At 70.7% G+C, this 24490-nt stretch carries 21 protein-coding genes; 11 read left to right on the forward strand and 10 right to left on the reverse strand.

Annotation, left to right across the window (positions count from 1 at the left end; all coding sequences use genetic code 11):
• Positions 1 to 49: 49 nt before the first annotated feature.
• A complete protein-coding gene (locus tag KYK13_RS15290; RefSeq protein WP_370645362.1) occupies positions 50 to 436 on the forward strand; it encodes a RidA family protein in 387 nt (128 codons plus the stop codon).
• 87 nt (positions 437 to 523) lie between these two features.
• On the opposite strand, the gene KYK13_RS15295 is transcribed toward KYK13_RS15290, so the two are convergent.
• The gene (locus tag KYK13_RS15295) at positions 524 to 2479 is read right to left on the reverse strand and encodes a thioredoxin domain-containing protein (protein ID WP_223645173.1); all 1956 of its coding nucleotides are present in this window, start codon (positions 2477 to 2479) and stop codon (positions 524 to 526) included.
• Positions 2480 to 2724: 245 nt separating this feature from the next.
• Between KYK13_RS15295 and KYK13_RS15300 the strand changes: the two genes are divergently transcribed.
• Entirely contained in the window at positions 2725 to 2955 is a 231-nt protein-coding gene (locus KYK13_RS15300; protein ID WP_223645174.1) for a sulfurtransferase TusA family protein, read from the forward strand.
• A 19-nt stretch (positions 2956 to 2974) separates the two neighbouring features.
• Here KYK13_RS15300 and KYK13_RS15305 read toward each other — a convergent pair whose 3' ends face one another.
• Together KYK13_RS15305 and KYK13_RS15310 are read right to left on the reverse strand one after the other, a co-directional pair.
• Positions 2975 to 3886, reverse strand: a complete 912-nt coding sequence (locus tag KYK13_RS15305; protein WP_223645175.1) for an ABC transporter ATP-binding protein — start codon at positions 3884 to 3886, stop codon at positions 2975 to 2977.
• A complete protein-coding gene (locus tag KYK13_RS15310; protein ID WP_223646629.1) occupies positions 3883 to 4749 on the reverse strand; it encodes an ABC transporter permease in 867 nt (288 codons plus the stop codon). Before KYK13_RS15310 ends, KYK13_RS15305 begins: the two co-directional genes overlap by 4 nt.
• A 170-nt stretch (positions 4750 to 4919) precedes the next feature.
• Between KYK13_RS15310 and KYK13_RS15315 the strand changes: the two genes are divergently transcribed.
• Entirely contained in the window at positions 4920 to 6578 is a 1659-nt protein-coding gene (locus KYK13_RS15315) for a penicillin-binding transpeptidase domain-containing protein (RefSeq protein ID WP_223645176.1), read from the forward strand.
• Positions 6579 to 6586: 8 nt separating this feature from the next.
• Here the strand turns inward: KYK13_RS15315 and KYK13_RS15320 are convergent, their stop codons facing one another.
• Entirely contained in the window at positions 6587 to 7780 is a 1194-nt protein-coding gene (locus tag KYK13_RS15320) for a DUF4388 domain-containing protein (RefSeq protein WP_223645177.1), read from the reverse strand.
• Between the two features lie 21 nt (positions 7781 to 7801).
• Here KYK13_RS15320 and KYK13_RS15325 point away from each other — a divergent pair, with 21 nt between their 5' ends.
• From KYK13_RS15325 to KYK13_RS15345, 5 genes are all read left to right on the forward strand, one after another.
• Complete coding sequence (locus tag KYK13_RS15325; RefSeq protein WP_223645178.1) at positions 7802 to 8083, forward strand: glutaredoxin family protein; 282 nt, start codon at positions 7802 to 7804, stop codon at positions 8081 to 8083.
• Between the two features lie 116 nt (positions 8084 to 8199).
• Positions 8200 to 9153, forward strand: a complete 954-nt coding sequence (locus KYK13_RS15330; RefSeq protein ID WP_223645179.1) for a diguanylate cyclase domain-containing protein — start codon at positions 8200 to 8202, stop codon at positions 9151 to 9153.
• Positions 9154 to 9199: 46 nt separating this feature from the next.
• Entirely contained in the window at positions 9200 to 10861 is a 1662-nt protein-coding gene (locus tag KYK13_RS15335; RefSeq protein ID WP_223645180.1) for a sigma-54 dependent transcriptional regulator, read from the forward strand.
• A gap of 127 nt (positions 10862 to 10988) precedes the next feature.
• A complete protein-coding gene (locus KYK13_RS15340; RefSeq protein ID WP_223645181.1) occupies positions 10989 to 11807 on the forward strand; it encodes an NAD-dependent epimerase/dehydratase family protein in 819 nt (272 codons plus the stop codon).
• Between the two features lie 144 nt (positions 11808 to 11951).
• Positions 11952 to 14693 (forward strand): N,N-dimethylformamidase beta subunit family domain-containing protein, encoded by a 2742-nt coding sequence (locus KYK13_RS15345; RefSeq protein ID WP_223645182.1) that lies wholly within the window; start codon positions 11952 to 11954, stop codon positions 14691 to 14693.
• Here KYK13_RS15345 and KYK13_RS15350 read toward each other — a convergent pair.
• Positions 14690 to 16297, reverse strand: a complete 1608-nt coding sequence (locus KYK13_RS15350) for a Na+/H+ antiporter (RefSeq protein WP_223645183.1) — start codon at positions 16295 to 16297, stop codon at positions 14690 to 14692. The genes KYK13_RS15345 and KYK13_RS15350 overlap by 4 nt on opposite strands.
• A 263-nt stretch (positions 16298 to 16560) precedes the next feature.
• On the opposite strand from KYK13_RS15350, the gene KYK13_RS15355 reads away from it, so the two are divergent.
• Positions 16561 to 17127: a tetratricopeptide repeat protein gene (locus tag KYK13_RS15355; protein WP_223645184.1), complete on the forward strand. Its 567-nt coding sequence runs from the start codon at positions 16561 to 16563 to the stop codon at positions 17125 to 17127.
• Between the two features lie 98 nt (positions 17128 to 17225).
• Positions 17226 to 18362: a 3-deoxy-7-phosphoheptulonate synthase gene (locus KYK13_RS15360; RefSeq protein WP_223645185.1), complete on the forward strand. Its 1137-nt coding sequence runs from the start codon at positions 17226 to 17228 to the stop codon at positions 18360 to 18362.
• Here the strand turns inward: KYK13_RS15360 and pheA (KYK13_RS15365) are convergent.
• The 4 genes from pheA (KYK13_RS15365) to KYK13_RS15380 are packed head-to-tail and all read right to left on the reverse strand — an operon-like array spanning position 18352 to position 21430.
• On the reverse strand, positions 18352 to 19185 hold the full coding sequence (pheA, locus tag KYK13_RS15365; RefSeq protein ID WP_223645186.1) for a prephenate dehydratase: 834 nt from the start codon (positions 19183 to 19185) through the stop codon (positions 18352 to 18354). The two genes, KYK13_RS15360 and pheA (KYK13_RS15365), sit on opposite strands and share 11 nt — an antisense overlap.
• The gene (gene pheA, locus KYK13_RS15370) at positions 19178 to 20320 is read right to left on the reverse strand and encodes a prephenate dehydratase (RefSeq protein WP_223645187.1); all 1143 of its coding nucleotides are present in this window, start codon (positions 20318 to 20320) and stop codon (positions 19178 to 19180) included. Before pheA (KYK13_RS15370) ends, pheA (KYK13_RS15365) begins: the two co-directional genes overlap by 8 nt.
• Positions 20321 to 20372: 52 nt before the next feature.
• Positions 20373 to 20963, reverse strand: coding sequence for a DUF4291 domain-containing protein (locus KYK13_RS15375; protein ID WP_223645188.1), 591 nt, complete (start codon positions 20961 to 20963; stop codon positions 20373 to 20375).
• Positions 20960 to 21430 carry an EVE domain-containing protein gene (locus KYK13_RS15380; protein ID WP_223645189.1) on the reverse strand — a complete coding sequence of 157 codons (471 nt, stop codon included), beginning with the start codon at positions 21428 to 21430 and terminating at the stop codon, positions 20960 to 20962. The genes KYK13_RS15375 and KYK13_RS15380 overlap by 4 nt, the downstream gene beginning before the upstream one ends.
• 194 nt (positions 21431 to 21624) lie before the next feature.
• Between KYK13_RS15380 and KYK13_RS15385 the strand changes: the two genes are divergently transcribed.
• Positions 21625 to 22434: a tetratricopeptide repeat protein gene (locus KYK13_RS15385; protein ID WP_223645190.1), complete on the forward strand. Its 810-nt coding sequence runs from the start codon at positions 21625 to 21627 to the stop codon at positions 22432 to 22434.
• Here the strand turns inward: KYK13_RS15385 and KYK13_RS15390 are convergent.
• Positions 22412 to 24355: an amylo-alpha-1,6-glucosidase gene (locus KYK13_RS15390; RefSeq protein ID WP_223645191.1), complete on the reverse strand. Its 1944-nt coding sequence runs from the start codon at positions 24353 to 24355 to the stop codon at positions 22412 to 22414. The two genes, KYK13_RS15385 and KYK13_RS15390, sit on opposite strands and share 23 nt — an antisense overlap.
• Positions 24356 to 24490: the final 135 nt, after the last annotated feature.

Consider the following 24490-nt stretch of genomic DNA (forward strand, 5'->3'; position numbering starts at 1 on the left):
CCCGCGGCCCCGCCTTTCAGGAGGGCCGCCTCAACGCGAGGTGTGCTGCATGGCGCGCAAGGCAATCCACTCCGACGACGCCCCCAAGGCGATTGGCCCCTACTCCCAGGCCGTGCAGGTGGACGCCGGGAAGATGACGTTCCTGTCCGGCCAGATTCCCCTGGACCCGAAGACGATGGAGCTCGTCCCCGGGGACGTCGTCGCGCAGGCCGAGCAGGTGATGAAGAACCTGAAGGCCGTGCTCGCCGCCAGCGGCCTGGACTTCAGCCACGTCGTGCGCTGCACCATCTTCCTCACCAACCTGGGTGACTTCGCCAAGGTGAACGAGGTGTACGCGCGCGCCTTCCCGGGCACGCCGCCGGCCCGCGCCACCGTGCAGGTGTCCGCGCTGCCGCGCGGCTCCCAGGTGGAGATCGACGCCATCGCCGTGTCCTGACGTCTCACCGGGCACGCGCTGGAAACACGAAGGCCGCCGGTTCCCGTGGGAGCCGGCGGCCTTGTGTGTTTCAGGAACGGGCGAGGGCTACTTCGCTTCCGCCGCCACCGCGACGCCGGCCTTCTTCAGCTCCTCGTCGATGACGCGCTTGAAGGCCTCGAAGGGCTGCGCGCCCACCAGCGTGCGGCCGTTGATGAAGAAGGTGGGCGTGCCGTTGGCGCCCTTGGAGGCACCATCCGCCATGTCCGCCTCGATCTGCTTGTCGAACTTGCCGGAGTCCAGGGCCGCCTTGAACTTGTTCATGTCCAGCTTCAGCTCCTGGGCGTACTTCTCCAGGCTCTCGCGGTCCAGCGAGCGCTGGTTGGCGAAGAGCTTGTCGTGCATCTCCCAGAACTTGCCCTGCTCGTTCGCGGCCATGGAGGCCTGGGCGGCGAGCTTGGCGTGCTGGTGGAAGGGCAGGGGCTGGTGCTTGAAGGCGAACTTGACCTTGCCCTTGTACTCCTTCTCCACCTGCTCGATGGTCGGCACGGCGCGGCCGCAGAAGGGGCACTCGAAGTCAGACCAGGCGACGATGGTCACCGGCGCGTTCTTCGGACCGCGCACCGGGGCGTTGCCCAGCTCCACCTTCTGCACCGCCGGCTCGGCCGGCTCCGCGGGAGCGGCCGGCGCGGCGTTGACGTTGTCCTGGTTCAGCTTGGCGTAGAGGTCCTCCGCCTTGGTGCCGGCGGCGAGCGCCTTGTCGGCCTTGGCGATCTCCTGGTCGATGAGGGGCTTGAAGGCCTCGAAGGGCTGCGCGCCGGAGAGGAAGCGGCCGTTGATGAAGAAGGCCGGGGTGCCGTTGGCGCCCACCGCCATGCCCGCGGAGGCATCCGCCTCCACCTTCGCGGCCACCTTGCTGGACTCCAGGTCGGCCTTGAACTTGCTCATGTTCAGGCCCAGCTCCTGGGCGTACTTCTCCAGGTCACCGCGCTCCAGGGCGCGCTGGTTGGCGAAGAGCTTGTCATGCATCTCCCAGAACTTGCCCTGCTCGTGGGCGGCCATGGAGGCCTGGGCGGCGAGCTTCGCGTGCGAGTGCATGGGCAGCGGCTGGTGGCGGAACACCACGCGCACGTCCTTGCCGTAGGTCTCCTTGATCTTGGTGAGGGTCGGCACCGCGCGGCTGCAGAACGGGCACTCGAAGTCGGACCACTCGACGATGGTCACCTTCGCGGTGGCCGGGCCGAAGACGGGGGAGTCCGAGGGGATCTCGATCTTCTTCGCGGCGGCCGGGGGCGCATCCGGCTGCTGGGGGCGGGACGGGGCGCGCTCGAGGCCCTTCTCGATGGTGCGCGCGTACACCTGCGACGGCGCGACGCCGCTCTTCACCAGGGCCTCGGCCTTGCCCATCTCCTCGTCGATGAGGGCCTTGAAGTTCTCGATGGGCTGCGCGCCGGAGAGGAAGCGGCCGTTGATGAAGAAGGCCGGCGTGCCGCTGGCGCCCAGCTGCTGGGCCAGGGCCTGCTCCTTGTCGATGGTGGCGCCCAGGCGCGCGTCCGCCATGTCCGCCTTCCACTTCGCCAGGTCCAGGCCGATCTGCTTGGCGTAGCCCTCCAGGCTCTCCGCATCCAGCTTCTTCTGGTTGGCGAAGAGGACGTCGTGCATCTCCCAGTACTTGCCCTGCTCACCGGCGGCGAGCGCCGCGAGGGCCGCGGGGCGGGCCTGGGCGTGGAAGGACAGCGGGTTCTGGCGCATCACCACGCGGAGCTTGCTGCCGTAGTCCTTCTCCAGCTGCTGGACGGTGTTGTGCGCGCGGCTGCAGAACGGGCACTGGTAGTCGGAGAACTCCACCAGGGTGACGAGCGCGTTGGCGCTGCCCTTCGTCGGGGCGCCGTCGATGGGCACCTTGAAGACGGTGGGGTCCACGGCGCGCGCGGCGGGCTTGTTGGCGGCCTGCGCGAGGGAAGGCGTGCTGCCGGGGGTGGTTTTCGAGCCGGTGGCGGCACGGCCGCCAACGAACCCGAGCACCAGGCCCACCAGCAGGGCCACGATGACATTGGGCTTCATGGGTTGGGAATGCTCCTGCGCCATAGGTCCGACTCCGGGCCCCAAGCGGGTGTCTGGGTAGGGAAAGGGCGGGGTACTTAACAGAGGGAATTCCAGACACGCAAGCCGCGATGACCGCCTGCGTCCGCCCGTTATCCAGAGGCCTCGAAGGGTCGGACAACGACGCTCGGAGCGCCAAAATTCCCTCTTGGAATGCGTGGGGGAGGCGCTTGGGCCGTGACCCAACCGTGAGAGGATGCGCGGCCATGGAAGCCGGTGTGCGCGTGGATACGTCCGGGGCCCTCTGTCCGGTGCCCATCCTGGAGATTGCCAAGGCCATGCGCCGCCTCCAGCCCGGGACGCTGGTGGAGCTCATCTCCACGGACCGGGGGCTGGAGGCGGATCTGCCCGCGTGGTGCGACGCGACGGGCAATGTGCTCGTCCGCCTGGAGCACCGCGGTGCCCACTACGTGGGCTGGGTGCGCAAGGCGGGGTGAGCGCCCGTGGGGGGCAGGCCTACAGCAGCTGGAGGACGCGGTCCTCCAGGCGGCGGCCGCGGCTGACCCCGAGGATGAGCACCTGGTGCTGGAGGAGGTGGCCGACGGTGCGGCTGATGACCTCCTCGGCCTTGTGGGCCTGGCCGTCGAAGCGCACGCGCAGCACGTCCGTGCCCTCCATGCGCGCGTCGGTGACGCCGGGCAGGGACGTGATTTCGGGGATGATGACGTCGCCCCGGGCGATCTGGACGCGGAACTCGGCGCCCTGGCCGGTGAGCTCGGACATGGTGCCGGCCTGCGCGAGCGAGCCCTTGTCGAGGATGGCGGCGGCGTCGCACAGCTCCTCCAGCTCCTGGAGGTTGTGGCTGGAGACGACCACCGTCTGCGTGCCCTTCATGTCCTTGATGACCTGGCGCACCTGCGCGGCGATGCGCGGATCCAGGCCGGCGGTGGGCTCATCCAGGAGCACGAGGGGGGGGCGGCCCATCAGGGCCTGGGCCATGGCGGCGCGCTTGGCCATGCCGTGGCTGAGCGCCTGTGTCTGGACCTTCCAGGCCTCCATCAGGCCCACCTTCTCCAGGGCGCCGCGGGCCTCGTGCTCCGGCTGGGGGAGGTCCGACAGGCGGGCCCAGTACGTGAGCAGCGCGCCCACCTCCCAGCCCGGGGGCAGCACCGCGTCCTGGGGCAGGGCGCCCACGCGGCCCTTGAGGGCGCCGGGCGTGGTGGGCGACACGCCCATCACCTGGAGCGAGCCCTGGGACGGGTAGAGGTAGCCGCACATCATGGAGAAGGTGGTCGTCTTGCCGGCGCCGTTGGGGCCGATGAGGCCGAACACGTCCCCCTTCTGGACCTGGAAGCTCACCGCGTTGACGGCGACCTTGGGGCCGAAGGTCTTGGAGACGTTGTTCAGCTGGATGGCCAGGTCGCTCACAGGTCCCTCGTGCGCAGGACGCCGTAGGCGCCGAAGAGGAAGGCGGCCGCGAAGGCGGCGTAGGCCGCGCCGCTGATGGCGAACTCGGCGAGCCTCGGGTGCAGCAGGTTGACCGAGTAGTACGACGGGGACAGGTAGCGCAGGAAGCGCACCGGGCTCTCGTCGCTCACGGCGCGTCCCACGGAGTCCATCAGCCAGAAGACGAAGAGCAGGCTGAAGTTGAAGACGAGGCTCACCGCGGGGGTGCGGAAGAGGCTGGAGCACAGCGTGGTGAGCGAGATGTACGCCAGCGAGAAGACGATGGTGGCGCACCAGAACTTCAGGAGGTTGAGCACCAGATCCGCGAAGGCGAAGTCCGCGTTGATGATGCGCGCGTAGATGAAGATGGCCAGGTCGATGACCAGCACCAGCCCCACCAGCAGGGTCGCCTGGGAGAGGAACTTGCCCAGCAGCACCGACGAGCGGCGCGCGCGCACGGTGAGGTAGCGCATGGAGCGCGGTCCCACTTCTCCGCTCACCTGGTCGAAGCCCATCAGCGCGATGTAGGCGGGCAGGAAGAAGAGGGTGATCTTGAAGACGACGAGCACCACGATGGGCACCTTCGCCAGGGCCTCCATCATCGCGGGGTCGTTGCTGGCGAGGAAGCCGAGCACCCCGCGGTGCATCTCCTCCGCGGCGCGCGTGGCGACCTCCGCGTCGGCGCCGGATTCGGCGAGCTTCGCGTTCACCTGGGATTGCAGCTCGCGGGTAACGAAGCCCACGATGAGCAGCACCAGCGCGGAGAACATGCTGTAGAGCCCGAGCAGCACGATGGCCCGGCCACTCTTCAGGGCCCGGCGCAGCTCGGCTTCCCAGATCACCAATGTCTCTTTGAGTCCGTCCAAGGTGCACAGGACCCTACTGGACCTCCGAGCACCTTCCCAGGTTTCTCGCGGACGAAGGCGGCAGACAGGGAGGCAAGCCGTGGACAGCGCGCTCTCAGTGACTAGGATCCAGCGGCCTGCTCCCTGCCCCCCAAGGAGAGCCCTGAAGCATGATGAAGCACCGTCTCCTCGCCGCCCTGCCGCTGTTCCCCCTCACGCTGCTCCTGGGCGCCTCCGCGCCCGGGCCGGACGCGAATCCCGCGCCGTCACCCGCTGCCCCGTCGGATGCCCAGGCGCTCGCGCGGACGGCGGACGCGCTGGCAACGGACGCGGGTCCGGTGGGCGCCCGCGCGCTGGTGGAGAAGGTGGAGGCCGAACATCGTGCTCGGGCGGGCGCGTCGGATGCCGGGGCCGCCGCGAGCATCGCGCAGGCGCCGGCCGTTGAGCCGTCCGTGAGCGGTGCGGCCGCCTCGCAGGCTCCAGGTGCTGCTCCCTCCGCGAACGGTGCGACCGCGGCGCAAGCCCCGGCCGCGGCTCCGTCCACGAGCGGCGCTGCGGTCGCGCAGGCCCAGGCCGAGGCCGCCACGGCGACCTCCACCGTGCAGGGCACGGACACGCGCCCGGTGGATGCGCGCGCGCTGGCGGAGGCGCTGGCCGCGAAGGATGCGTCCGCGCTGGAGCCCGGCATGGTGCCTCCGATGCCGGTGCCCTCGCGTGAGAAGGCGCCGCCGTTCTCGAAGCTCCAGGGGCTTCCCCGCGCGCAGGACCTGGTGGCCCGCGCGAAGCTGGAGGGCAACAAGCTGGTGGTGAAGGGCGGCAAGAGCGCGCCGGATCAGGTGCTCACCATCGACCCAGGCCTCCAGGCGTCGCTCACCAAGATCATGGAGAACTACCAGGTGCCCTACGGCGCCGCGGTGGTCCTGGAGCCCTCCACCGGCCGCGTGCTCGCGCTGGCGGAGCACTCCGAGGCGAAGCCGGAGCTGCGCGGGTTGCCCATCCGCGCGGTGTACCCGGCCGCCAGCATCTTCAAGATCGTCACCGGCAGCGCGCTCCTGGAGGCCGGCGTGTCTCCCGAGACCGAGGCCTGCTTCCACGGCGGCAAGCGCCGCCTCAACGAGCGCCAGCTGGAGGACACCGAGCGCGACGGCGCCTGCTATTCCCTGGCGCTGGCCATGGGCAAGAGCGCCAACGTCATCTTCGCCAAGATGACCAGCAAGCACCTGTCCGCGGACGCGCTCAAGCGCATGGCGGCGCGCCTGCGCTTCAACCGCGAGATCCCCTTCGCCCAGCCGCTGGACGTGTCGCTCGCGTACATCCCGGAGGACGGCTTCGCGCTCGCGAACACCGGCGCGGGCTTTGGCGACGTGTACCTGTCCCCGCTGCACGGCGCGCTGCTGGCCGCCGTCGCCGCCAACAACGGCCGGTGGGTGGACCCCGTGCTCGTGGAGCCGGATCCCTTCATGCCCTCGCCGGAGCCGGAGCCCGTGCTCACGCCCACCGCCGCGCACGCGCTCACCCGCATGCTGGAGGAGACCGTCACCCACGGCACCGCGCGCGGCGTCTTCCGCGAGCGCGGGTTCCAGGTGAAGGACGCCGTGGGCAAGACGGGCACGCTCGCGGACCGCGAGCCCTTCCGCGACTACTCGTGGTTCGTCGGCTTCGCGCCCAAGGACAACCCCCGCGTGGCCGTGGCCGCCCTCATCGTGAACGACCCCAAGTGGCGCATCCGCGGCTCCTACCTGGGCCGCGAGGCCTTGCGCCTGGCGCTGGAGCGCATCCCCGCGCCGGTCGAGCTGACGGCCCCCGCGGGCGCCGCCGGCAAGCACTGAGGCCGCGCTCAGGACAACGGGCGCGCGGTGAGCTTCACCAGCCCCGTGTCCACGAAGCCCTGGAAGAACTTCAGGGCCTCCAGCTCCTGCAGCGGCGACACGTGCACGATGGCCGCCACGTCCCGCCGCCCGTCGATGCGCGACAGCAGGTAGCGCTCCGGCGACGTGAGCGGCAGCGTCTTCAGGTGCGCGGGCGTCACCATCAGCGCGGGCACCCGCGACGGCTCCATCAGCGCCTTGCGCAGCTCCGTGAGCAGCCGCGTCTCCGCGTCGCGCAAGAGCGTCGCGGTGTGCTCGGTGGGCGCGATTTCATGCGCGCGCCGGGCCAGCGCCTCGCCGTCGCGCAGGTTGCCCGCGTCCAGGAACAGCTGGGCCGCCTGGAGCACCTCGTCGGAGGAGGACTCGGAGCCGATGACGCCGCCCGAGTCCAGGTCGTCCTCGTCCTCCTCCACCACCACCACGGTGTTCGCGCCGGGCTCGGGCGAGGGCAGGGGCGCCTCGTCGGAGACCCGCAGCGCGTCCTGGCGATAGAGCGCGTACAGCCGCTGGTAGAGGAAGAAGTCGGTGGCGTGCAGCGCCAGCGCGATGCCGTCGATGCTGAGGCCCTCCTTCGCGAGCTGCACGATGCGCTCGTCCATGCTGCCGGCCTTGCGGTCCGTCAGCTTGCGCTCGTCCACCTCCAGGCGCACGCGGCCGGAGGGGAACACCGCGCGGATGGCCTGCCACGCCGTCTCGCGGAACTCGCCCTCGCGGTGCACGTCCAGCAGGTCCACGCTGACGTCCAGGCCCTCGAGCTCCGGGGCGACGTCCGTGGGACGGAAGTCGAAGCCGCCCTCCTCCCAGGTGAAGGCATCCAGCAGCATCTCCCGGAACTTGTGGGAGAGCACCGTGCGCACCGTGGCCTCGGAGACCGTGCCCGTCATCGTGAGGATCTTCCCCAGGAGGATGTGCGTCTCCGCCTGCGTGGCGAACGCGCGCTCCAGCTGGTCCTCCGTGAGGTGGCCCTGGTTGATCAGGAACTGACCGAAGTACTCGCGCGGCTGGTTGGAGCTGGCGGTGATGACGTTGCCTTCGCGCAAGAGCAGCTGCTTGCGCACGTCTCCCCGCTCCACATTCAGGGTGCCGGTGGCCCGGCGATTCCCGAGGTGGACGACCAGGTCCTTGAGGGGCATCGTCGAAAAATCACCACACACGCCGCGCATCGAGCGCCCATCCTGCAACGCATGCGAGTCGATATCTACTCGAAACCCCGGTGCTCCCTCTGTGAGAAGGCCCTCGCCGTGGTCGAAGCCGTGCAGTCCCGGCTGCCGTTCGAGCTCTACGTCACCGACATCCTCCAGAGCCCGGACCTCTTCGAAGCCTGGCGTTACGACATCCCCGTGGTCCTCATCGAGGGGGTCCCTGTCTTCAAGTACAGGGTCGACGAGGAGGCCCTGGAGGCCCGGATCCGTGAGGTGATGAATGGCATACCCATTGCTAAAACCGTGGGCCAGGATGGGCAATGAAGTGCCCTTTGCTAAGAAATCCGGGGGGATAGGAGGGGCGCAAAAGTGACGGGGCTGTAAATCTGGGCGGGTGGGAAGGGTGGCGGGCAGAAAATGCTGGAAGGGAGGGCACGGCGGTGGGTGTGAAGCGCAAGCGAGCGGGAAGGTCGGGCCAGCCGCCGACGGTGCTGCTGGTGGAGCCGCGCGCGGAGGACCTGGAGCGCACCCGGGCGCTCCTGGGAGAGGCCGGCTTTCGGGTGGTGCCCCTGACGCGCTTCGATGCGGCCGTGCCCCTGTTCGAGGTGATCCGCCCGGACGCGGTGCTCCTGGCCGCTCACCCGCCGGACTTCGCGGCGGTGCAGACGGCGCGGCGCCTGCGCCAGGTGGGGCGCGGCACGGTGCCCATGATGTACCTGGTGGATTCACACGACCGGGACGCATGGCGCTTCTGCGTGGAGAAGGGGCAGTGCGTGGACGTGGTGCCGCGCGCGGCGGATGGCGCGGAGCTGTCCATGAAGCTGCACGCGCAGATGCGGCTGAAGCAGTCGGTGGAGCGAGCGGCGGCCGGGGAGGAGGCCGGCACGGCGCTCGCGCTGCATGATCCGGTGACGGGGCTCTACAACCGGCCGTTCCTGCTGGCCCTCATCGGGTTGGAGGCGCGGCGGACGGAGCGCTACGGCGGGACGTTCTCGGTGGTGGCGGCGGAGGTGTCGGGGTGGAGCGCGCTTCGCAAGGAGCACGGCAAGGGCATGGCGGAGCGCCTGCTCGTCTACAGCGCGGTGGTGCTGGGGCAGACGGTGCGTGAGGCGGACGCGGTGGCGCGGGTGGGCGACAGCCAGTTCGCCATGCTGCTGCCGGGCACGCCCGCGGAGGCGGTTCCGGAGGTGCTGGCCCGGGTGGAGGCCCGCTTCGAGGCCGCCCGGTTCCAGCTGGACGGTCGCGTGGTGCGCACGGCGCTGGAGCTGGGGGCGGTGAGCTTCCCGGACACGGTGGGGGCTCCCACGCAGCTGCTGGGCACGGCGCTGCGGACCTTGAGGCGGACACGCGAGCTTCGGCGGGTAGCCGGTCCAGCCCGCCTGATGTCGGTTTGATTCATTTCACGAGGGTTTGATGCACAGGGCGAGTGGAGGCGAGGGGATGGATCGGATCGCGGTGCTGGTGGTGGATGACGAGGAGTCGGTTCGCACGTTCCTGTCCGAGCTGCTGGGCAGCTCGGGGTACCAGGTGCGCTGTGCGTCGAGTGGGACGCAGGCGCTGGAGATGCTCTCCGGCGGCTCGTTCGACGCGGTCCTGCTGGACGTGGTGATGCCGGAGATGAGTGGCCTGGAGGTGCTGCGCCGCTACCGGAGCACCGGTGGCACGGCCCCGGTCATCGTGTTGAGCGCGCTGTCGGGCGCGGACGACGCGGTGCGGGCGCTGAAGATGGGCGCCTCCGACTATCTGGCGAAGCCCTTTGGCAATGACGAGCTGCAGGACGTGCTCGCGCGCGCCATGGGGACCCGCGTGCCGGAGCGTCAGGCGACCGCGCCGGCGCCTCGCGTGGTGATGACGCCCGCGGAGGCCGCGGCGGAGGCCCGCGTGCTCATCTCCACGTCGCCGGCCATGCGCCGCGCACGCGCGCTGGTGGAGCGCATCGCGGACACGGACGTGCCGGTGCTGCTCCTGGGTGAGTCCGGAACGGGCAAGGAGGTCATTGCCCGGGAGATCCACGCGCGCAGCCAGCGCCATGGCCGGCCCTTCATCAAGGTGAACTGCGCGGCGCTGCCGGGTGAGCTCCTGGAGAGCGAGCTGTTCGGCCACGAGCGCGGCGCGTTCACGGGCGCCACGGCGGAGAAGCCGGGCAAGTTCGAGCTGGCGGATCAGGGCACCATCTTCCTGGACGAGATTGGCGAGATGGCCATCCGCCTCCAGGCGAAGCTGCTCCAGGTGCTGCAGGACGAGGAGTTCTTCCGCGTCGGTGGCAAGAAGAGCGTCCGCGTGGACAGCCGCGTGGTGGTGGCGACGAACCGCGACCTGGAGAAGGAGATCGCGCTCGGCAACTTCCGCGAGGACCTCTACTACCGCCTCAACGTGGTGGCCATCCGCCTGCCGCCCCTGCGCGAGCGCCGCGAGGACGTGGTGCCGCTGACCGACCACTTCCTGAAGAAGTACGGCCGGGGCTTCATGACGAACGTGTCGGAGCTGCCGTCGGAGGTGCTCCACGCGTTCAGCGACTACGAGTGGCCGGGCAACGTGCGCGAGCTGGAGAACATGGTCCGCCGCCTGTGCGTGCTGAAGGACCCGACGCTGGTGCTGGATGAAATCCACGCCGGTGGCCGGGCTCCGGCGAGCGCCCCGTCGCTGCCCACGTCGTTCGGCGGTGGCGATGACTTCATGCAGCCTCCGGCGCGCCACGTGGACGAGGCGGCCCGCGTCTTCGCGGCCCCGCCGGCCGTGTCCCCGGTGACGGGCCCCGGGGGTGTTCAGGTGTTGGAGATGCCCGCGCGCGGCGCGTCGCTGACGCCCGCTCCGGTGGTGGAGGCCTCGCCGTTCAACGCCGTGGCGCCGCAGCGCTACGCGAACCCGTTCGATGCGCCGCAGCCTCCGCCCCCGCCGCCTCCGGCCGGGGAGCTGTCGCTCAAGGACATCGGCAAGCGGGCGGCGATGCTCGCGGAGCGCGAGGCCATCCTCGCGATGCTCCAGCGCACCGCGTGGAACAAGCGCCGCGCGGCCGGCAAGCTGCGCATCAGCTACAAGGCGCTGCTCTACAAGATCAAGGAGTGCGGCATCATCGACCCTCGCGCGAGCGCGGAGTTCTGAGTCACGCGCCTGACACGCGTTTGAAGCCGTGAGGTGACGGCCCTTCTTCCGGATGACGGGAGGAGGGCCGCTCGCTTTTCGGGCCGGGCCTTGCGCGCCGCGGGCGTTGCCCGGTATCGCGGCGGACATGACGGCTCCGCTCCTCCTCCTTGGCTGTGGTTACACGCTCACGCGGCTGGCGGTGGCGGAGGCCCGTGCGGGCCGGGAGGTCCTGGCCACGACCCGGGACGCTTCCCGCCGCTCGGTGCTGGAGGGCGCGGGCGTCCGGGTGCTGACGATGGAGGACGCCCTGGCACGCGCGGAGGGCGCGCACGTCGTGGACTCCGTTCCTCCGGAGGCCGGGCTGGATGCGCGGTTGGCGGAGGCCCTGTCGCGCGCTCGTCCCTCGCGGTTCGTCTACCTGTCCTCCACGGGCGTCTATGGCTCCGCGCGCGGGCTCGTGGATGAAGCGACGCCCGTTGATCGGACCTCCGCCGTCTCCCGTGCGCGACTGGACGCGGAGGACCGCTTCCTCCCCCTGGGCGCGAGCGTGATGCGCATCGCGGGCATCTACGGCCCGGGGCGTGGCACGTCCGGCCGCCTGAAGGCGGGCACGCTGCGCATCCCGGACTCGGGTGGGGGACGGCTCTCGCGCATCCACGTGGATGACCTGGTGGGCGCGGTGCGAGTGGTGCTCGAGCGCGGGGCCCCGGGTGAGGTGTATTGCGTGGCCGACCGCCGGCCCGCGACGCAGGAGGAGACGGCCTCGTGGCTGTGTGAGCGGCTGGGGCTCCCCATGCCGCCGCGCGTGCCCTTCGCGTCCCTCCATGAGTCCCTGCGCGGCGACCGCGCCATCCGCGCCGCGAAGCTGGAGGCCCTGGGCTGGACGCCTCGCTACCCGGACTTCACCACCGGGTTCCCCGCGGCCATGGAGGAGGACGCGCGCCAGGGACAGGGCGTGGGGTGACCTGACGTCCGCCGCATTCCGGACGCTCGCGGCGCTCGAGCCCCTCCGGTCGAACATGCGGCCAAGGAGCGGAGCCCGCGAGCGTTGGGAGGGACGACAGGGGCCGCGTCACGCCAAACGGCTCCCGGGGGGATGCGCATGTGGATGTCCGTCGTGGTCGCGGTGCTTGTGTCCACGGTCGGCGAGCCCGGGCTGGTGGCCCGGGAGAACGCCGAGCCGGGCAGCGCGGAGTGGAGGCTCACCCGCGCCGCGGTGTCCCGGCAGCTGGAAGGCTACGCGGGCGCGACCAGCGTCCAACACGGGGCGTCCATCGACATCCACGCGCGGACCGACGGCAACCACACCGTGCGGTGGGAGCTGTACCGGATGGGCTACTACGACGGCCTGGGGTCCCGGAAGATGGCCACCGGCGGCCCGGTGAACGTCGGGCCCCAGGCGGATCCGGTACCGGACCCCGCGACGGGGCTGGTGGAGTGCCGCTGGCCCACGTCCTTCACCCTCCAGACCCAGGCGACGTGGCCCAGCGGCGTCTACCTGCTCAAGCTCATCCGCGAGGACGGGCTCCAGTCCTACGTCCTCTTCGTGCTGCGCGCGGACGAGCGCAAGGGCGTGGCCCTGGTGCAGATCCCGTTCACCACCTTCCAGGCCTACAACACCTGGGGCGGTGAGAGTCTCTACGAGGACGCGCTGGGCCTCACCGGAGGCCACGCGAAGATCGTCTCCTTCGACCGGCCGTTCGCGGATGGAGGAGGGGCGGGCGAGTACTTCTACTACGTGCACTCGTTCGTCCAGTGGGCCGAGTCCCGAGGCTATGAGCTGTCCTACGTGACGAACGTGGACCTGGACCGAGACCCGTCGCTCGCCCGGGGTCAGAAGCTGTTCATCGCCGTGGGACACGACGAGTACTGGTCCCGGCCCGCGCGCGCGGCGGTGGAGGCCGCGCTGGCCTCCGGAGTGAACCTGGCGGCGCTCGCGGGCGACACCAGCTTCTGGCTCATCCGCCTGGAGCCCTCGGCCACGGGCGTCCCGTACCGCCGGCAGGTCTGTTACAAGGAATGGTCGATGAAGGAGGACCCGCGCGCGGGCTCCAACGTCACCACCGTGCGCTGGCGCGACGCGCCGATCAACGAGCCGGAGAACGGCCTGTTCGGCGTGATGTCGGACTCGTGGGGAGTGGTGGAGCAGCCGTTCGTGGTGACCCACGCGGAAGCCTGGCCCTTCGAGGGGACCGGCCTGGCCAACGGCGACACGCTGCCGTTCGTCGTGGGCTACGAGATGGACCGGGCCTTCACCAATGGCCGCACGCCCGCGGGCTTCACGCCGCTGGGGCACTCGCCGGTCATCAGCAACCTGGGCGTGGGCAACTGGCACGACGCGGGGCTGTACACCGCGCCATCGGGCGCGTTCGTCTTCGCCGTCGGCGGCATCGCGTGGTCGCGCGCCCTGTCGGCTCCCGGCTACGCGGATGCCCGGGTGCAGCGCATCACCAGCAACCTCTTCCAGCGCGCGGGCCTCGCGCCCGCGGGCCCGGGGGACACGTTTGGCTCGGAGAAGAGCCGGCCCGTGGACCGCACCGGGCAGGCGGCGGGCGTGGCGCTGTTCGCGGGCGCGCCCTTCCAGGAGGGGCGGGTGGACGGGCCCGCCTCCCTGGCGCGCTTCCGCCGGCCCGTGGGCCTGGCCGTGGACGCCTCGGGGAATGTGTTCGTCGCCGACACCGGGAACCACGTGGTGCGGATGATCGCCAACGACGCGGCGAGGACGGTGTCCACCCTCGCGGGCACCGGCGTCGCGGGCGTGGGCGAGGGCCCGGGCGCGAGCGCCGCGCTGCGCTCCCCGCAGGCTGTCGCGGTGGGGCCGGACTCGAGCCTGTACGTGGCGGACACCGGCAACCACCGCATCGTGCGCATCGCGCGGGACGGCCGCTGGACGGTGAGCACCTTCGCCGGCTCCCGCGAGGGGCGCTCCGGCAACGCGGAGGGCGTGGGGACCGCCGCGCGCTTCTCCACGCCCAGCGCGCTGGCCTTCTCCGGGAACGACCTCTATGTCGTGGACACCTTCAACCACCGGCTGGGCCGGGTGACGCCGGACGGGCGGCTCACCACCGTCGTCGGGAAGCGGGGCGTGGGCAGCACCGACGGCGCCGGAGCCCAGGCGCGCTTCAAGCGTCCCACGGGCCTCGCCGTGGGGGGCGGCGCGCTCTGGGTGGTGGACACCGGCAACCGGGCCGTGCGCCGCGTGGCGCTCGACGGCGCCTTCACCACCTCCACGCCCGTGGGCAACGGCGCGGGGGGCTTCGCGGACGGCGTGGGCAGCGCGGCGCGCTTCATGCCGCTGCTGGGCGCGGCGTGGGACAACGGCCAGCTGCTCCTGACGGACACCGGCAACGAGCGCATCCGCGCGGTGGCGGACGGCCGGGCGCGCACGTTCGCGGGCACCGGCGCGCACGGTGCGAACGATGGCGCCGCGGACAAGGCCACGTTCAGCCTGCCCACCGGCATCGCCCGGCTGCCGGATGGCACCGTGCTGGTGGTGGAGCAGGGGGCCTCCACGGTGCGCAGGCTCACGCGTGAGGGTGGAGGCGGGCCCTCCACCGGGCCCATCCCCATCATCTCCGGAGGCCCGTTCTCCGGCGCCCAGGCGCCCTTCGACGTCTTCCTGGACGGCACGCTCACCCGGACGGCGGAGCCCGGCGGGTGGATCCAACGCTTCCAATGGAACTTCGGGGACGGCACCCAGGCCGAGGTGGGCTACTCCACCCACTCCTTCCAATCGCCTGGCCGCTACACCGTCACCCTCACCGCGACGGACGGCAAGGGCGTGAGCGCGTCCGCGACGCAGGTGGTGACCGTGGGCGTGCCCGCGGCCGCCGGTGGCACCGGACGCTAGTCCGCGGCCTCCGCTCGCAGGATCTGTTGCAGGTCGAGCTCCGACCAGTCCAGCTCCTGCTCCACCTGCTGGAATGCCGCGTCTCCGATGGTGCCGTTCGCCCGGAGCTCCGCCAGCTTCCGCCGGCTCGCGGCCATCGCGGTGCGCACCGTCCGCGCGTCCTCCGTGGGGGGCCCCCAGGGGGAGCTGGGGCCGCCCGTGGCCGTGAGGGCATGCTCGTCCAGGCGCTGTCGCGCGCGCCGCAGCTGCAACTCGTAGCGGCGCCGGACCAGGACGGATATCTCCGTGCCCTGGAACTCCTGGGTGGCCTCCAGCCCCGCGCGCAGCGTCTCCACCCGGGCGAGCCGCACCTCGTGGTCCACCTCGTTGTCGTCGTCCAGCTTCAGCCGCGACATCAGGGGCCGGAGCGTCATCCCCTGCACCACGAGCGTCCCCAGCACCACGGAGAAGGACGTGAAGAGGATGAGGTCCCGGTAGGGGAAGGCGCCGGTCCCCTCGTGTCCCGTGGGCAGCGCCAGCGCCGCCGCGAGCGTCACGATGCCCCGCATCCCGCACCAGCCCACCAGCATGGACGCGCCCGGTGAGAGCGTGACGGGGCTGGACTTCGACTTGCGGTGGACCCAGCGGTTGAACGCCCCCGCCCCCATCACCCAGGCGAAGCGCGCGAGGATGGCCGCGCCCGTCACCACCGCGGCGATGGCGCCGTACTCCAGCCACAGCTCCCGGTCGAAGCGCGCGACGATGGTCTTCAGCTGGAAGCCCACGAGCACGAAGGCCAGCACGTTCAACACGAACGTCGCCACCTCCCACACCGCGTAGGACGGGATGCGGATCCGCGCGGGCGTCACGATGGAGGCCTGCCGGGAGATGGTCATCGCGTAGACCACCGTCGTCAGGATGCCGGACAGGTGGAGCCGCTCCGCGAGGATCCACACCGCGAACGTGCTGCCGAACTGGGTGATGACCGCCGTGGACACGTCCTCCACGCCGGCGTTGATGCGCAGGCTCACCCGCGACAGCACCACCCCCAACAGCGCGCTGCCCGCCGTGACGACGAGCAGCGTGGGCACCGCGCTCCAGCCCAGCACGCCGCCCGCGGCCATGGCGCCCAGCGCGAGCCGGTAGATGAGCAGGGCGCTCGCGTCGTTGAACAGGCTCTCCCCTTCCAGGATGACCAGCAGCCGGTGCGGAGGCCTCAGCGCCTTGAGCACCGCCGTGGCCGCCGCCGCGTCTGGGGGAGCGACGATGGCGCCCAGCGCGATGGCCGCGGCCCAGGGCATCGCCGGCACCCTCCACTTCACCGCCACCGCGACGGCGATGACCGTGAGCACCACCGCCCCCACCGCCAGGCCCGCCACCGGCCGCCAGTTCGCGCGCAGATCGCGCGGGGACGCGTCGAACGCCGCGTCCAGCAGCACCGGCGCGACGAACAAGGTGAGCGCCAGCTCCGGATCCAACACCAGCTCCGGGCTGCCCGGCACGAGCGCCAGCACCGCCCCGGCGAGCGCCACCAGCGCGGGGTAGGGCGTACCCATCCGCCGGGACAGCGCCGCCAGCCCCGCGCCGCCCAGCAGCAGCGCGATGACGATCTCGAACACCAGCATGATGGCCTCGGGGGGAAGTCCGCCCTGGATTCCTGGCGACCTAGCCCAGGAGGGGTCGCTGGGGACAGTGGCGAATTCCGGACGGAGGAGACGGGCGTCGGGTGGCGCGCGGCCCGCGTCATCAGCGGAACGCGATGGGTCCCATCAGCCGGGAAGGGGGCCCGCCTTTGCGAGGCGTGGGCCCCCGGTGACACGCTTGCGCTTTCGGGCCGCGTGGGGATGCGCGGCCCGGAAGCGAACCCTTGCCCGATGGGGAACAGACGATGTCCAGGTCGTTGCTGTTGGCGGCGTTCAACGAGGGCGTCCACCGGTCCATGGCTGGCAACCACGAGGCCGCGCTCCAGTCGTTCGATCAGGTTCTCGCCGTGGATCCGCGCCACTTCCCCGCGCTCACCGCGAAGGCCTTCGCCCTCAAACAGCTGGGGCGCACCGAGGAGGCGCTGAAGGGCTTCCAACGCGCCATCGAACTGGACCCCGACGCCGCGGACCCCCACCGGGAGGCCGCCCTCTGCCAGCTGGAGCTGGGCGAGCCGGAGGCCGCCTCCCTCCTGATGAACCGGGCGGTTCAGCTCAACCCCACCCCCGGCTACCGGGAGGCCTCCGCCATCGAGGTCTACCACCTGGGTAACGCGCTGTTGACCCAGGGCCGGCGGCCGGACAAGGCCCGCTACCGGCTGGCCCGTCAGGTCTTCGAACTGGCGCTGGAACTGTCGCCCGCCTACGTGGAGGCCGCCAAGGCCCTGGCGGACGTCTGGGAGCACCTGGGCGACCCTACCCAGCGGGAGCACTACACCCAGCTGGCGACCCGGCTGCGCCCCGCCTCCTCCTGAGGCGGCCCGCGTCATTTTCCATACGAATGCGGAGGGAAAGGGCGGGGCGCCGGTGTTGAATGCCGAAGCTGGCCCCCCTCAGCAGGAGAACCCTTCGCATGATCGTGATGCTCGAGCCGGATTCCCCCGAATCCGTCGTGAACGCCGTCCTCCAACTCGCTTCGCAATACGAGGGCGTCACCCCGCGTGCCCACGTGGTCCAGGGCGCCGAGTCCACCATCACGGAGCTGTACCTGCTCGGCTCCACCGCGCAGGTGCCGCTGGAGCCGTTCCAGCAGCTGCCCGGCGTGCGTCAGGTGGTCCGCGTCTCGCAGAAGTACCGCATCATCGGCCGGCACGGCGGACAGCGCACCACGGCGGGCTTCGAGTACAACGGCGTCACCTTCGACGACAACTCGGTGAACCTGTTCGCGGGCCTGTGCGCGGTGGACTCGCCGGAGAGCGTGGACGCGATGATGGCGGCGCTCGCCCGCTGCGGCATCACCACCACGCGCATGGGCGCGTACAAGCCGCGCACCAACCCGTATGAGTTCCAGGGCCTGGGCGCGAAGTGCCTGCCCTACGTCTTCGAGTCCGCGGGCAAGCACGGCATCAAGGTCATCGCGATGGAGGTGACGCACCCGCGCCACATCGATGAGATCAACGACGCGCTGAAGAAGTCGGGCAGCCCCACGGGCGTGATGCTCCAGGTGGGCACGCGCAACGCGCAGAACTTCGAGCTGCTCAAGGTGATTGGCCAGCAGCGCACCTTCCCGGTGCTCTTCAAGCGCGGCATGGGCATCACGCTGGAGGAGTCCCTCAACGCGTGCGAGTACGTGGCGAGCGAGGGCAACCCGAAGATCGTCTTCTGCCTGCGCGGCGTGAAGACGCACCTGGGCGACCCGCACCGCAACATGGTGGACTTCGCGCACGTGCCGGTGGTGCGCCGCCTCACGCGCATGCCGGTGTGCGTGGACCCCTCGCACGCCATTGGCCGCGCGGAGGCCCCGCCGGACGGGCTGCCGGACATCTTCCACGCGATTGGCCAGGGGCTCATCGCGGGCGCGTCCATGGTGCTGGTGGACTTCCACCCGACGCCGGAGAAGGCCCTGTGCGACGGGCCGCAGGCGCTGCGCCTGGAGCAGCTGGGCGCGCTCCAGCGTTACACGCAGATCGTCCGCACCGCGTACACGGAGGCCGTGCGCAACGGCGACGGGACGCAGGCCGCCGCGCCGGCCAAGGCCGTCAGTCGCTGAGCGCGTAGCTGCCCAGGACCCGGAGCGACGTACAGGCGCTCCGGGCTTCGTCCAGGGCCGCCTTCACCGGCGCGGAGTCCACCGCGCCGTCCACGTCCAGGCACCAGCGGTAGTCCCAGGCGCGGACGCCGCCGGGCCGGGACTCCAGCCGCGCGACGTTCACCCCGTGCGCGGCGAAGGCCGTGAGCACGCCCGCGAGCGCCCCGGGGCCGTTGTCGAGCGTGAGCACCACGGACGTCTTCCACCGGGAGCCCAGGTTCGGCGGCACGGCGGGGCCCACTGCGAGGAAGCGGGTGGCGTTGTCCGGCGAGTCCGCGATGTCCTCCGCGAGCACGCTGAGGCCGTAGAGCTCCGCCGCGGTCCGGCTGGCGATGGCCGCCGTGCCGTCCAGGGCTTCTCGCGCCACGCGCCGCGCCGCCACGGCGGTGTTGGCCTCCGGGACGGGCTCCATGTGGTGCTTTCGCAGCCAGCCTCCGCACTGCGCCAGCGCCTGCGGATGCGATAGCGCGCGCGTGAGGTCCTCCAGCGCGCGGCCCGGCGGCGCGAGCAGACAGTGGCGCACGCGCAGGCGCAGCTCGCCGGAGATGCGCGGGGTGAACTCCAGGAGCAGGTCCACCACCTCCGCCACGGGCCCCGCGAGCGCGCTCTCCATGGGCACCACGCCGCCGTCCACCGCGCCCCGGGCCACGGCCTCGAAGACGGCGCGGAAGGTGGGGCAGGGGATGGGCGTCACGGTGGCGCCGAAGAAGGCGCCCGTGGCCTCGTCGCCGAACGCGCCGCGCTCACCCTGGAAGGCGATGCGGCGGGGGACGGCGTCAGCCATCGACGGGCTCCGCGCGCGGATACGTGCCCAGCACGCGCAGCGACGACGTGAGCGGGCGCAGGTCTTCCAGCGCGGCGGTCACCGCGGCGGAAGCGGCGTGGCCCTCGACGTCCAGATAGAAGCGGTACTTCCACGGCGCTCCGGGGATGGGGCGCGACTCCAGCTTGGAGAGGTTCACCCCGCGCTGCGTGAGCCGCTGCAGCACCTGGCCGAGCGCGCCCGGACGGTGCTCCAGGACGACGAGCAGCGACGTCTTGCACGGGACTTCGGGCGCGAGCGGCGTGGGCTGGCGCGTCACCTCCACGAAGCGCGTGAAGTCCGCGCCGGCGGGCTGCAGGTTGCTGGCGAGCACCACCAGCCCGAAGCGGCCCGCCGCGGACTCGCTGGCGATGGCGGCCACGGTCGGGTCGTTGCGGTCCGCGACCATCTGGGCGGCGATGGCGGTGTCCGGCCCCGGCACGGCGCGGGCCCAGGGCACGTGCGTGTGCAGGAAGTCCTCGCACTGCGCCAGCGCCTGCGGATGGGAGAGCACCTCGCGCAGGTCCTCCAGCTTCGCGCCCTTCACGCCCAGCAGCCGGTGGTCCACCTGGCTCACCACCTCGCCGGTGATGACGGCGTCGCCAGCGGCGAGCACGTCGTAGGTCTCATTCATGCTGCCGGCGGTGGTGTTCTCGATGGGCAGGAGCAGCAGGTCCTGTTCGCCCTGCTTGAGGGCCTTCACGGCCTGGCGGGCGGAGTCGAAGCCGGTGAGGAGCACGCCGCCGGGCCGGTGGCCGTAGCGCTGACGGGCGGCCAGGTGGCTGTAGGAGCCCTCGACGCCCAGGTAGCCCACGCGCAGGGGCGTGGTGTCCAGCCGGGTGACCAGGGCCTGCTGCCGGGCCACGGACATGTCGAGGATGACGCGGTAGAGGCGCTCGACCTCATGCGGATCCAGGCCGCGCTCCGCCGCCCGGCCGCGCAGCTTGCGCAGGAGCAGGTCCTCGCGTTGGGGGTCCCGGAAGGGCCAGGCCGTCACCAGCTTGGCGCGCGCCACGTCGTCCGCCAGGGCCATGCGCCGCTGGAGGGCATCGAGGATGTCCTCGTCGATGCGTTCGATTTGCGTCCGCAGGGTCTCCAGGGAGGGGATGTCCGCCATTGCAGGAACATAACAACTCGCGTCGAGTGCGCGGGCTTCTCTCTTGGGGCCGTCACATTCCCAGGCGGCGGGTGAGGTCCGGAGGGACCGGGTAGGCGGACTCCTTCGGCAGGTGGCGCGTGGCCTGGTCCGCGCGGCCGTCGTCCATGAGCTTGCGCAGCTTCTGGACCAGCGGGGTGAGGTCGGTGATGGAGACGGTCCAGTCCTCCACGAAGCGCTGGATGACGGCGCGGCTCAGGCCCACCTGGATGCTGTCGTGGGGCAGGCCCGCGCCGCGCAAGCTGCGCTCCGGGTCCCACTGGATGTGGACGGGCGCGGTGTCGAAGGCCTTGCGCCACGCGTCCGGCGAGCCGTGGGCCTTCGGCTCGTAACCGGTGAGGACGCCGGAGGCCAGGGCCTCTTCCCAGCCGGAGCGCTTGATGCGCACCGCGAGCGTGCGCTCCTGGCTGCTCTTCTTGCCCCAGTTGGAGCGGTGCATGAGCCACAGGAAGCTGGGTTTGATCCACGTCATCCGGCCCACGGAGAACGGCGGGCCGAACTTCTGCTGCTTCACGGCCACGTCGGCGATGGCGTCCGAGTAGGCCTGATAGATGACGATGGTGGCTCGATCGAAGTCGGCGCGGACTTCGCGGGCAGCGCTCATGGGCGGGCCCTGGGTCTGGCCTTCGGCTTGGGCGACGGGGTCTTGGGCAGCTTGGTCTTGCCCATCTTGAGGACGAGTTCGAAGTGTTCGACGGGGGTGGGCGTCACGCTGAGGCGGCTGCGGGTGATCAGCGGGAAGTCCTTGAGCGCGGGCGTGGCCTTGATGGTGGCGAGCGTCACCGGCGTGGTGAAGGCGACGACGGGCCCCACGTCCACGGAGGCCCAGTCCTCGCCGGGGGCGGTGGGGTCGGGGCCTGGATTCGACAGGACGCACGCCACGCCGACGACGGCCTTATCCTCATTGGAGTGGTAGTAGAGGCACAGGTCCCCGGGCGTCATGGCCCGGATGTTGTTGCGCGCCTCGAAGCTGCGCACGCCCGTCCACTCCGTCCTGCCGTCCTTCTCCAGCTGCGCGTACGCGTAGACGGAGGGCTCGCTCTTGATCAGCCAGTACCGCGGATTCGCCATGGCGGCGCACCCTAGCGCAGGGCGGCGTTTCGCGCGCCTGGGCCTCTTGCTGAACGACGGGGGCTGCCCACGCGCACGGGCCTCCGCGACTGGCGGTCCCGCGGTCACGACAACAGGGGGATGACCGCGAGGGTCAGGTCTGTCTGGTTCACGTCGTGTAGGGCGGAATGGAAAAAGTGAGAGCGCGTCCGGTCGTGTCCCTGGCGGACGCGGCCATGAACAGGGCGTGGACGATCGAAGAGACGCGGCCTGATGACCGCAAGGCGCTCTACGAGGCGTACCTCGCGGCGGCGCGACTCGGGAAGATGGAGGCCATGACGAACGTGGGACTCCATTTCCTCTACGGAGATGGCGTCCGGCGCGACCCGAAGCGCTCACGGATGTGGACGGAAAAGGCAGCCGCCCTGGGGGACGACATCGCGGCGTTCAATCTGGGCCTCGCCTATGACAATGGACGAGGGGTCCGAAAGAACAAAGGGCTCGCGGAAGCCTGGTATCGCCGGTCCATCGCCCTGGGATTCGCCATCGCCGAGGACAACCTGGCGTATCTCCTGTTCCACGGAACCGAGACCCACCAGCAGGAGGAGGCGGTCCGGCTCTACCGGAAGCACGCAAGGCAGGGACACCCGATTCCGGCCTACAACGTCGGCCTCGCGTATGAGCTGGGGAAGGGTGTCCGCAAGAACCTGAAGAGAGCCAACGCGTATTATGAAATGTCCGCGAAGGGTGGCTACGCGGAAGCCCAGCTGGCCCTGGGCTACAACTATTCCAATGGCGTGGGCCTGGTTCCAGACCCCTTGCGTGCCTTTGCCTGGTTTCGACTGGCGGCGGAGCAGGGCAATGCCAGTGCGTCGTTCAACCTGGGTTTGATGTTCGCGAACGGCGATGGCGTGCCCAGGTCCACGGCGCGAGCCCTGCGGCACTTTCGGGATGCCGCGAGCCTGGGCCACGCGAAGTCCGCCAGATGGGTGCGGAAGTTGATCACCCCACGTTCGTCTTGCTGAACAACCGCAGCGCCTCCGCCACGCTCCAGGCCTGGGCGAAGCAACCGCGCGGGCGGTAGGGCTCCGTGGCGTCGAAGATCTCCGAAATCTGTCCAATGCACGCGTGCGACAGGTGGTCCTCCATTCCAGACAGGAGGGCCCTCGCGGCCTTCAGGTCCGGGGACACCTTCAACGTCGCGTCCACGTAGTGACCCATGAGCCAGCCCCACACCGTGCCCTGGTGGTAGGCCGCGTCGCGGGCTCGCAGGTCGCCGTCGTACCTGGGTTTGTAGTCCTTGCTCCCTGGCGCCAGGCTGCGCAGGCCCACCGGTGTCACCAACTCGCGCTTCACCACCTCCAGCACCTTCGCCCACTTGTCGCGCTGAAGCACCGGGTGCTTCAGCGAGATGGCGAAGACCTGGTTGGGCCGCACGTGCGCGTCCTCGCGGCCGTCCTCTCCGTCCACGATGTCGTAGAGGCATCCTCCCGCTTCGTTCCAGAAGCGCTGGTTGAAGCTGCCCTGCGCCTGCTCCGCCGAGGCCCGGTAAGGCCCCGAGTCCTGCCCCAGCCGCTCCGCCCAACCGGCCATCAGCCGCAGGGCGTTGAACCACAGCGCGTTGATCTCCACCGCCTTGCCCCGGCGGGGCGTCACCACCCAGCCGTCCACCTTCGCGTCCATCCAGGTGAGCTGGTAGCCCTCCTGCCCCTGCCGCAGGAGCCCGTCCGCCGGATCCACGCCGATGTTGAAGCGCGTGCCCTTCATGTGGTGCGCCACGATGTCTTGCAGCGTCGGGAACAGGTCGCGCAGCAGCGCTTCGTCTCCCGTCTCCTCCAGGTAGCGGTCCACCGCGTGGAAGAACCAGAGCGTCGCGTCCGCCGTGTGGTAGACGCCCTCGTTCGCTCCGTCCGGGAAGTAGTTCGGAATCAGCCCGTCCCGCACGTTGTGCTGGAACGTGCGCAGGATGGCCGCCGCCTCGCGGTAGCGCCCCGTGGCCAGCGTCAGTCCGTCCAGGCTGATCATCGTGTCCCGGCCCCAGTCCGTGAACCAGGGGTAGCCCGCGATGACGCTCCTCGCGTCCAGGCCCATTGACCGTGCCCTCACGGCGTCCGCCGGCCTTGGCGGCTCGATGATGAATTGATCCGCCGCCAGGACCAGACGTGCTGGGACGCCCGTGCGCCCATGCACCGGCGCCTGCTCCAGCAGACGTTGCTGCCGCAGCAACTCCCGCTCGAAGACCTCCGAGGGCTTGCGCTCCATCAAGTGGCCCGCGGGTCCCGTCGTGAGCCCGAAGTAGAGCGCCCCTCCCGGCTTCAGCGTCGCCGTGAAGTAGCCCGGCGAGTGCTGTACCTCCGTGAAGTCATAGCCGCGCGCCTTCTCTATCCGCAGGTGCTGTGGCTGGGACGTCTCCGCCAGGCTGACGTACGGCGTGGGCCTGTCCGAATACAGCAGCATCCTCTGACGGGGACCGTCCTCGCCATTGCGCAGCTCCAGCAATGGTCCGCGCAGCGTGACGATGGGCTCGGGCACGGCCTTCAGCAGCGGTCCGTCGTGCGGACGCAGCACCGGGAACGGCCTCAGGTTCAGCGTCACCTCCGGGCCGGACAGGTGCGTCCACTCGATGAACACCGTGTCTTCGCCGTGCACCATCACGAAGCGCCGTCGCAGGCGCGCACGGCCCACCGCGTACTCCCAGACGGGGATCAGCCCCTCCAGGTGGAAGTGGCGCAGGTGCCTGGCTCCGTCCTCCATCGTGCCGCCGTCCGCGTGCTCCTCGGACGTGAGCCGGTAGCGCCCTCCGTCAACCAGCGCCGCCTCCTCCAACCTCGCCATCAGCACCGTGCGGCCCAGCTTCTCCAGCGTGGGGATGAACAGCCCGTGGTAGCGGCGCGTGTTGCAGCCCACCACCGTGCCGGAGGCGTAGCCCCCTCGGCCGTTGGTCATCAGCCACTCGTGGTTCACGCCGGCGCTAAAGTCGGCGCCCTCCGGAAAGTCGAACGACAGTCGGGGCAGGGTAGGGGCTGGTTCGTTCACGCCTACGTCTCCTCCTTGCTCGTTGACGCGAGCGCGGTGGTCACC

This window comes from Corallococcus sp. EGB (assembly GCF_019968905.1).
In the GTDB taxonomy this organism is placed as follows: Bacteria; Myxococcota; Myxococcia; order Myxococcales; family Myxococcaceae; genus Corallococcus.

Coding starts and splice junctions, on each gene's coding strand:
- KYK13_RS15295 (WP_223645173.1), bottom strand. CDS start 2,479: ATGAAGCCCAATGTCATCGTGGCCCTGCTGGTGGGCCTGGTGCTCGGG.
- KYK13_RS15325 (WP_223645178.1), top strand. CDS start 7,802: ATGCGAGTCGATATCTACTCGAAACCCCGGTGCTCCCTCTGTGAGAAG.
- KYK13_RS15340 (WP_223645181.1), top strand. CDS start 10,989: ATGACGGCTCCGCTCCTCCTCCTTGGCTGTGGTTACACGCTCACGCGG.
- KYK13_RS15375 (WP_223645188.1), bottom strand. CDS start 20,963: ATGAGCGCTGCCCGCGAAGTCCGCGCCGACTTCGATCGAGCCACCATC.
- KYK13_RS15345 (WP_223645182.1), top strand. CDS start 11,952: ATGTCCGTCGTGGTCGCGGTGCTTGTGTCCACGGTCGGCGAGCCCGGG.
- KYK13_RS15350 (WP_223645183.1), bottom strand. CDS start 16,297: ATGCTGGTGTTCGAGATCGTCATCGCGCTGCTGCTGGGCGGCGCGGGG.
- KYK13_RS15300 (WP_223645174.1), top strand. CDS start 2,725: ATGGAAGCCGGTGTGCGCGTGGATACGTCCGGGGCCCTCTGTCCGGTG.
- KYK13_RS15290 (WP_370645362.1), top strand. CDS start 50: ATGGCGCGCAAGGCAATCCACTCCGACGACGCCCCCAAGGCGATTGGC.
- pheA (WP_223645187.1), bottom strand. CDS start 20,320: ATGGCGGACATCCCCTCCCTGGAGACCCTGCGGACGCAAATCGAACGC.
- KYK13_RS15315 (WP_223645176.1), top strand. CDS start 4,920: ATGATGAAGCACCGTCTCCTCGCCGCCCTGCCGCTGTTCCCCCTCACG.
- KYK13_RS15380 (WP_223645189.1), bottom strand. CDS start 21,430: ATGGCGAATCCGCGGTACTGGCTGATCAAGAGCGAGCCCTCCGTCTAC.
- KYK13_RS15320 (WP_223645177.1), bottom strand. CDS start 7,780: ATGCGCGGCGTGTGTGGTGATTTTTCGACGATGCCCCTCAAGGACCTG.
- KYK13_RS15360 (WP_223645185.1), top strand. CDS start 17,226: ATGATCGTGATGCTCGAGCCGGATTCCCCCGAATCCGTCGTGAACGCC.
- KYK13_RS15335 (WP_223645180.1), top strand. CDS start 9,200: ATGGATCGGATCGCGGTGCTGGTGGTGGATGACGAGGAGTCGGTTCGC.
- pheA (WP_223645186.1), bottom strand. CDS start 19,185: ATGGCTGACGCCGTCCCCCGCCGCATCGCCTTCCAGGGTGAGCGCGGC.
- KYK13_RS15390 (WP_223645191.1), bottom strand. CDS start 24,355: ATGACCAACGGCCGAGGGGGCTACGCCTCCGGCACGGTGGTGGGCTGC.
- KYK13_RS15355 (WP_223645184.1), top strand. CDS start 16,561: ATGTCCAGGTCGTTGCTGTTGGCGGCGTTCAACGAGGGCGTCCACCGG.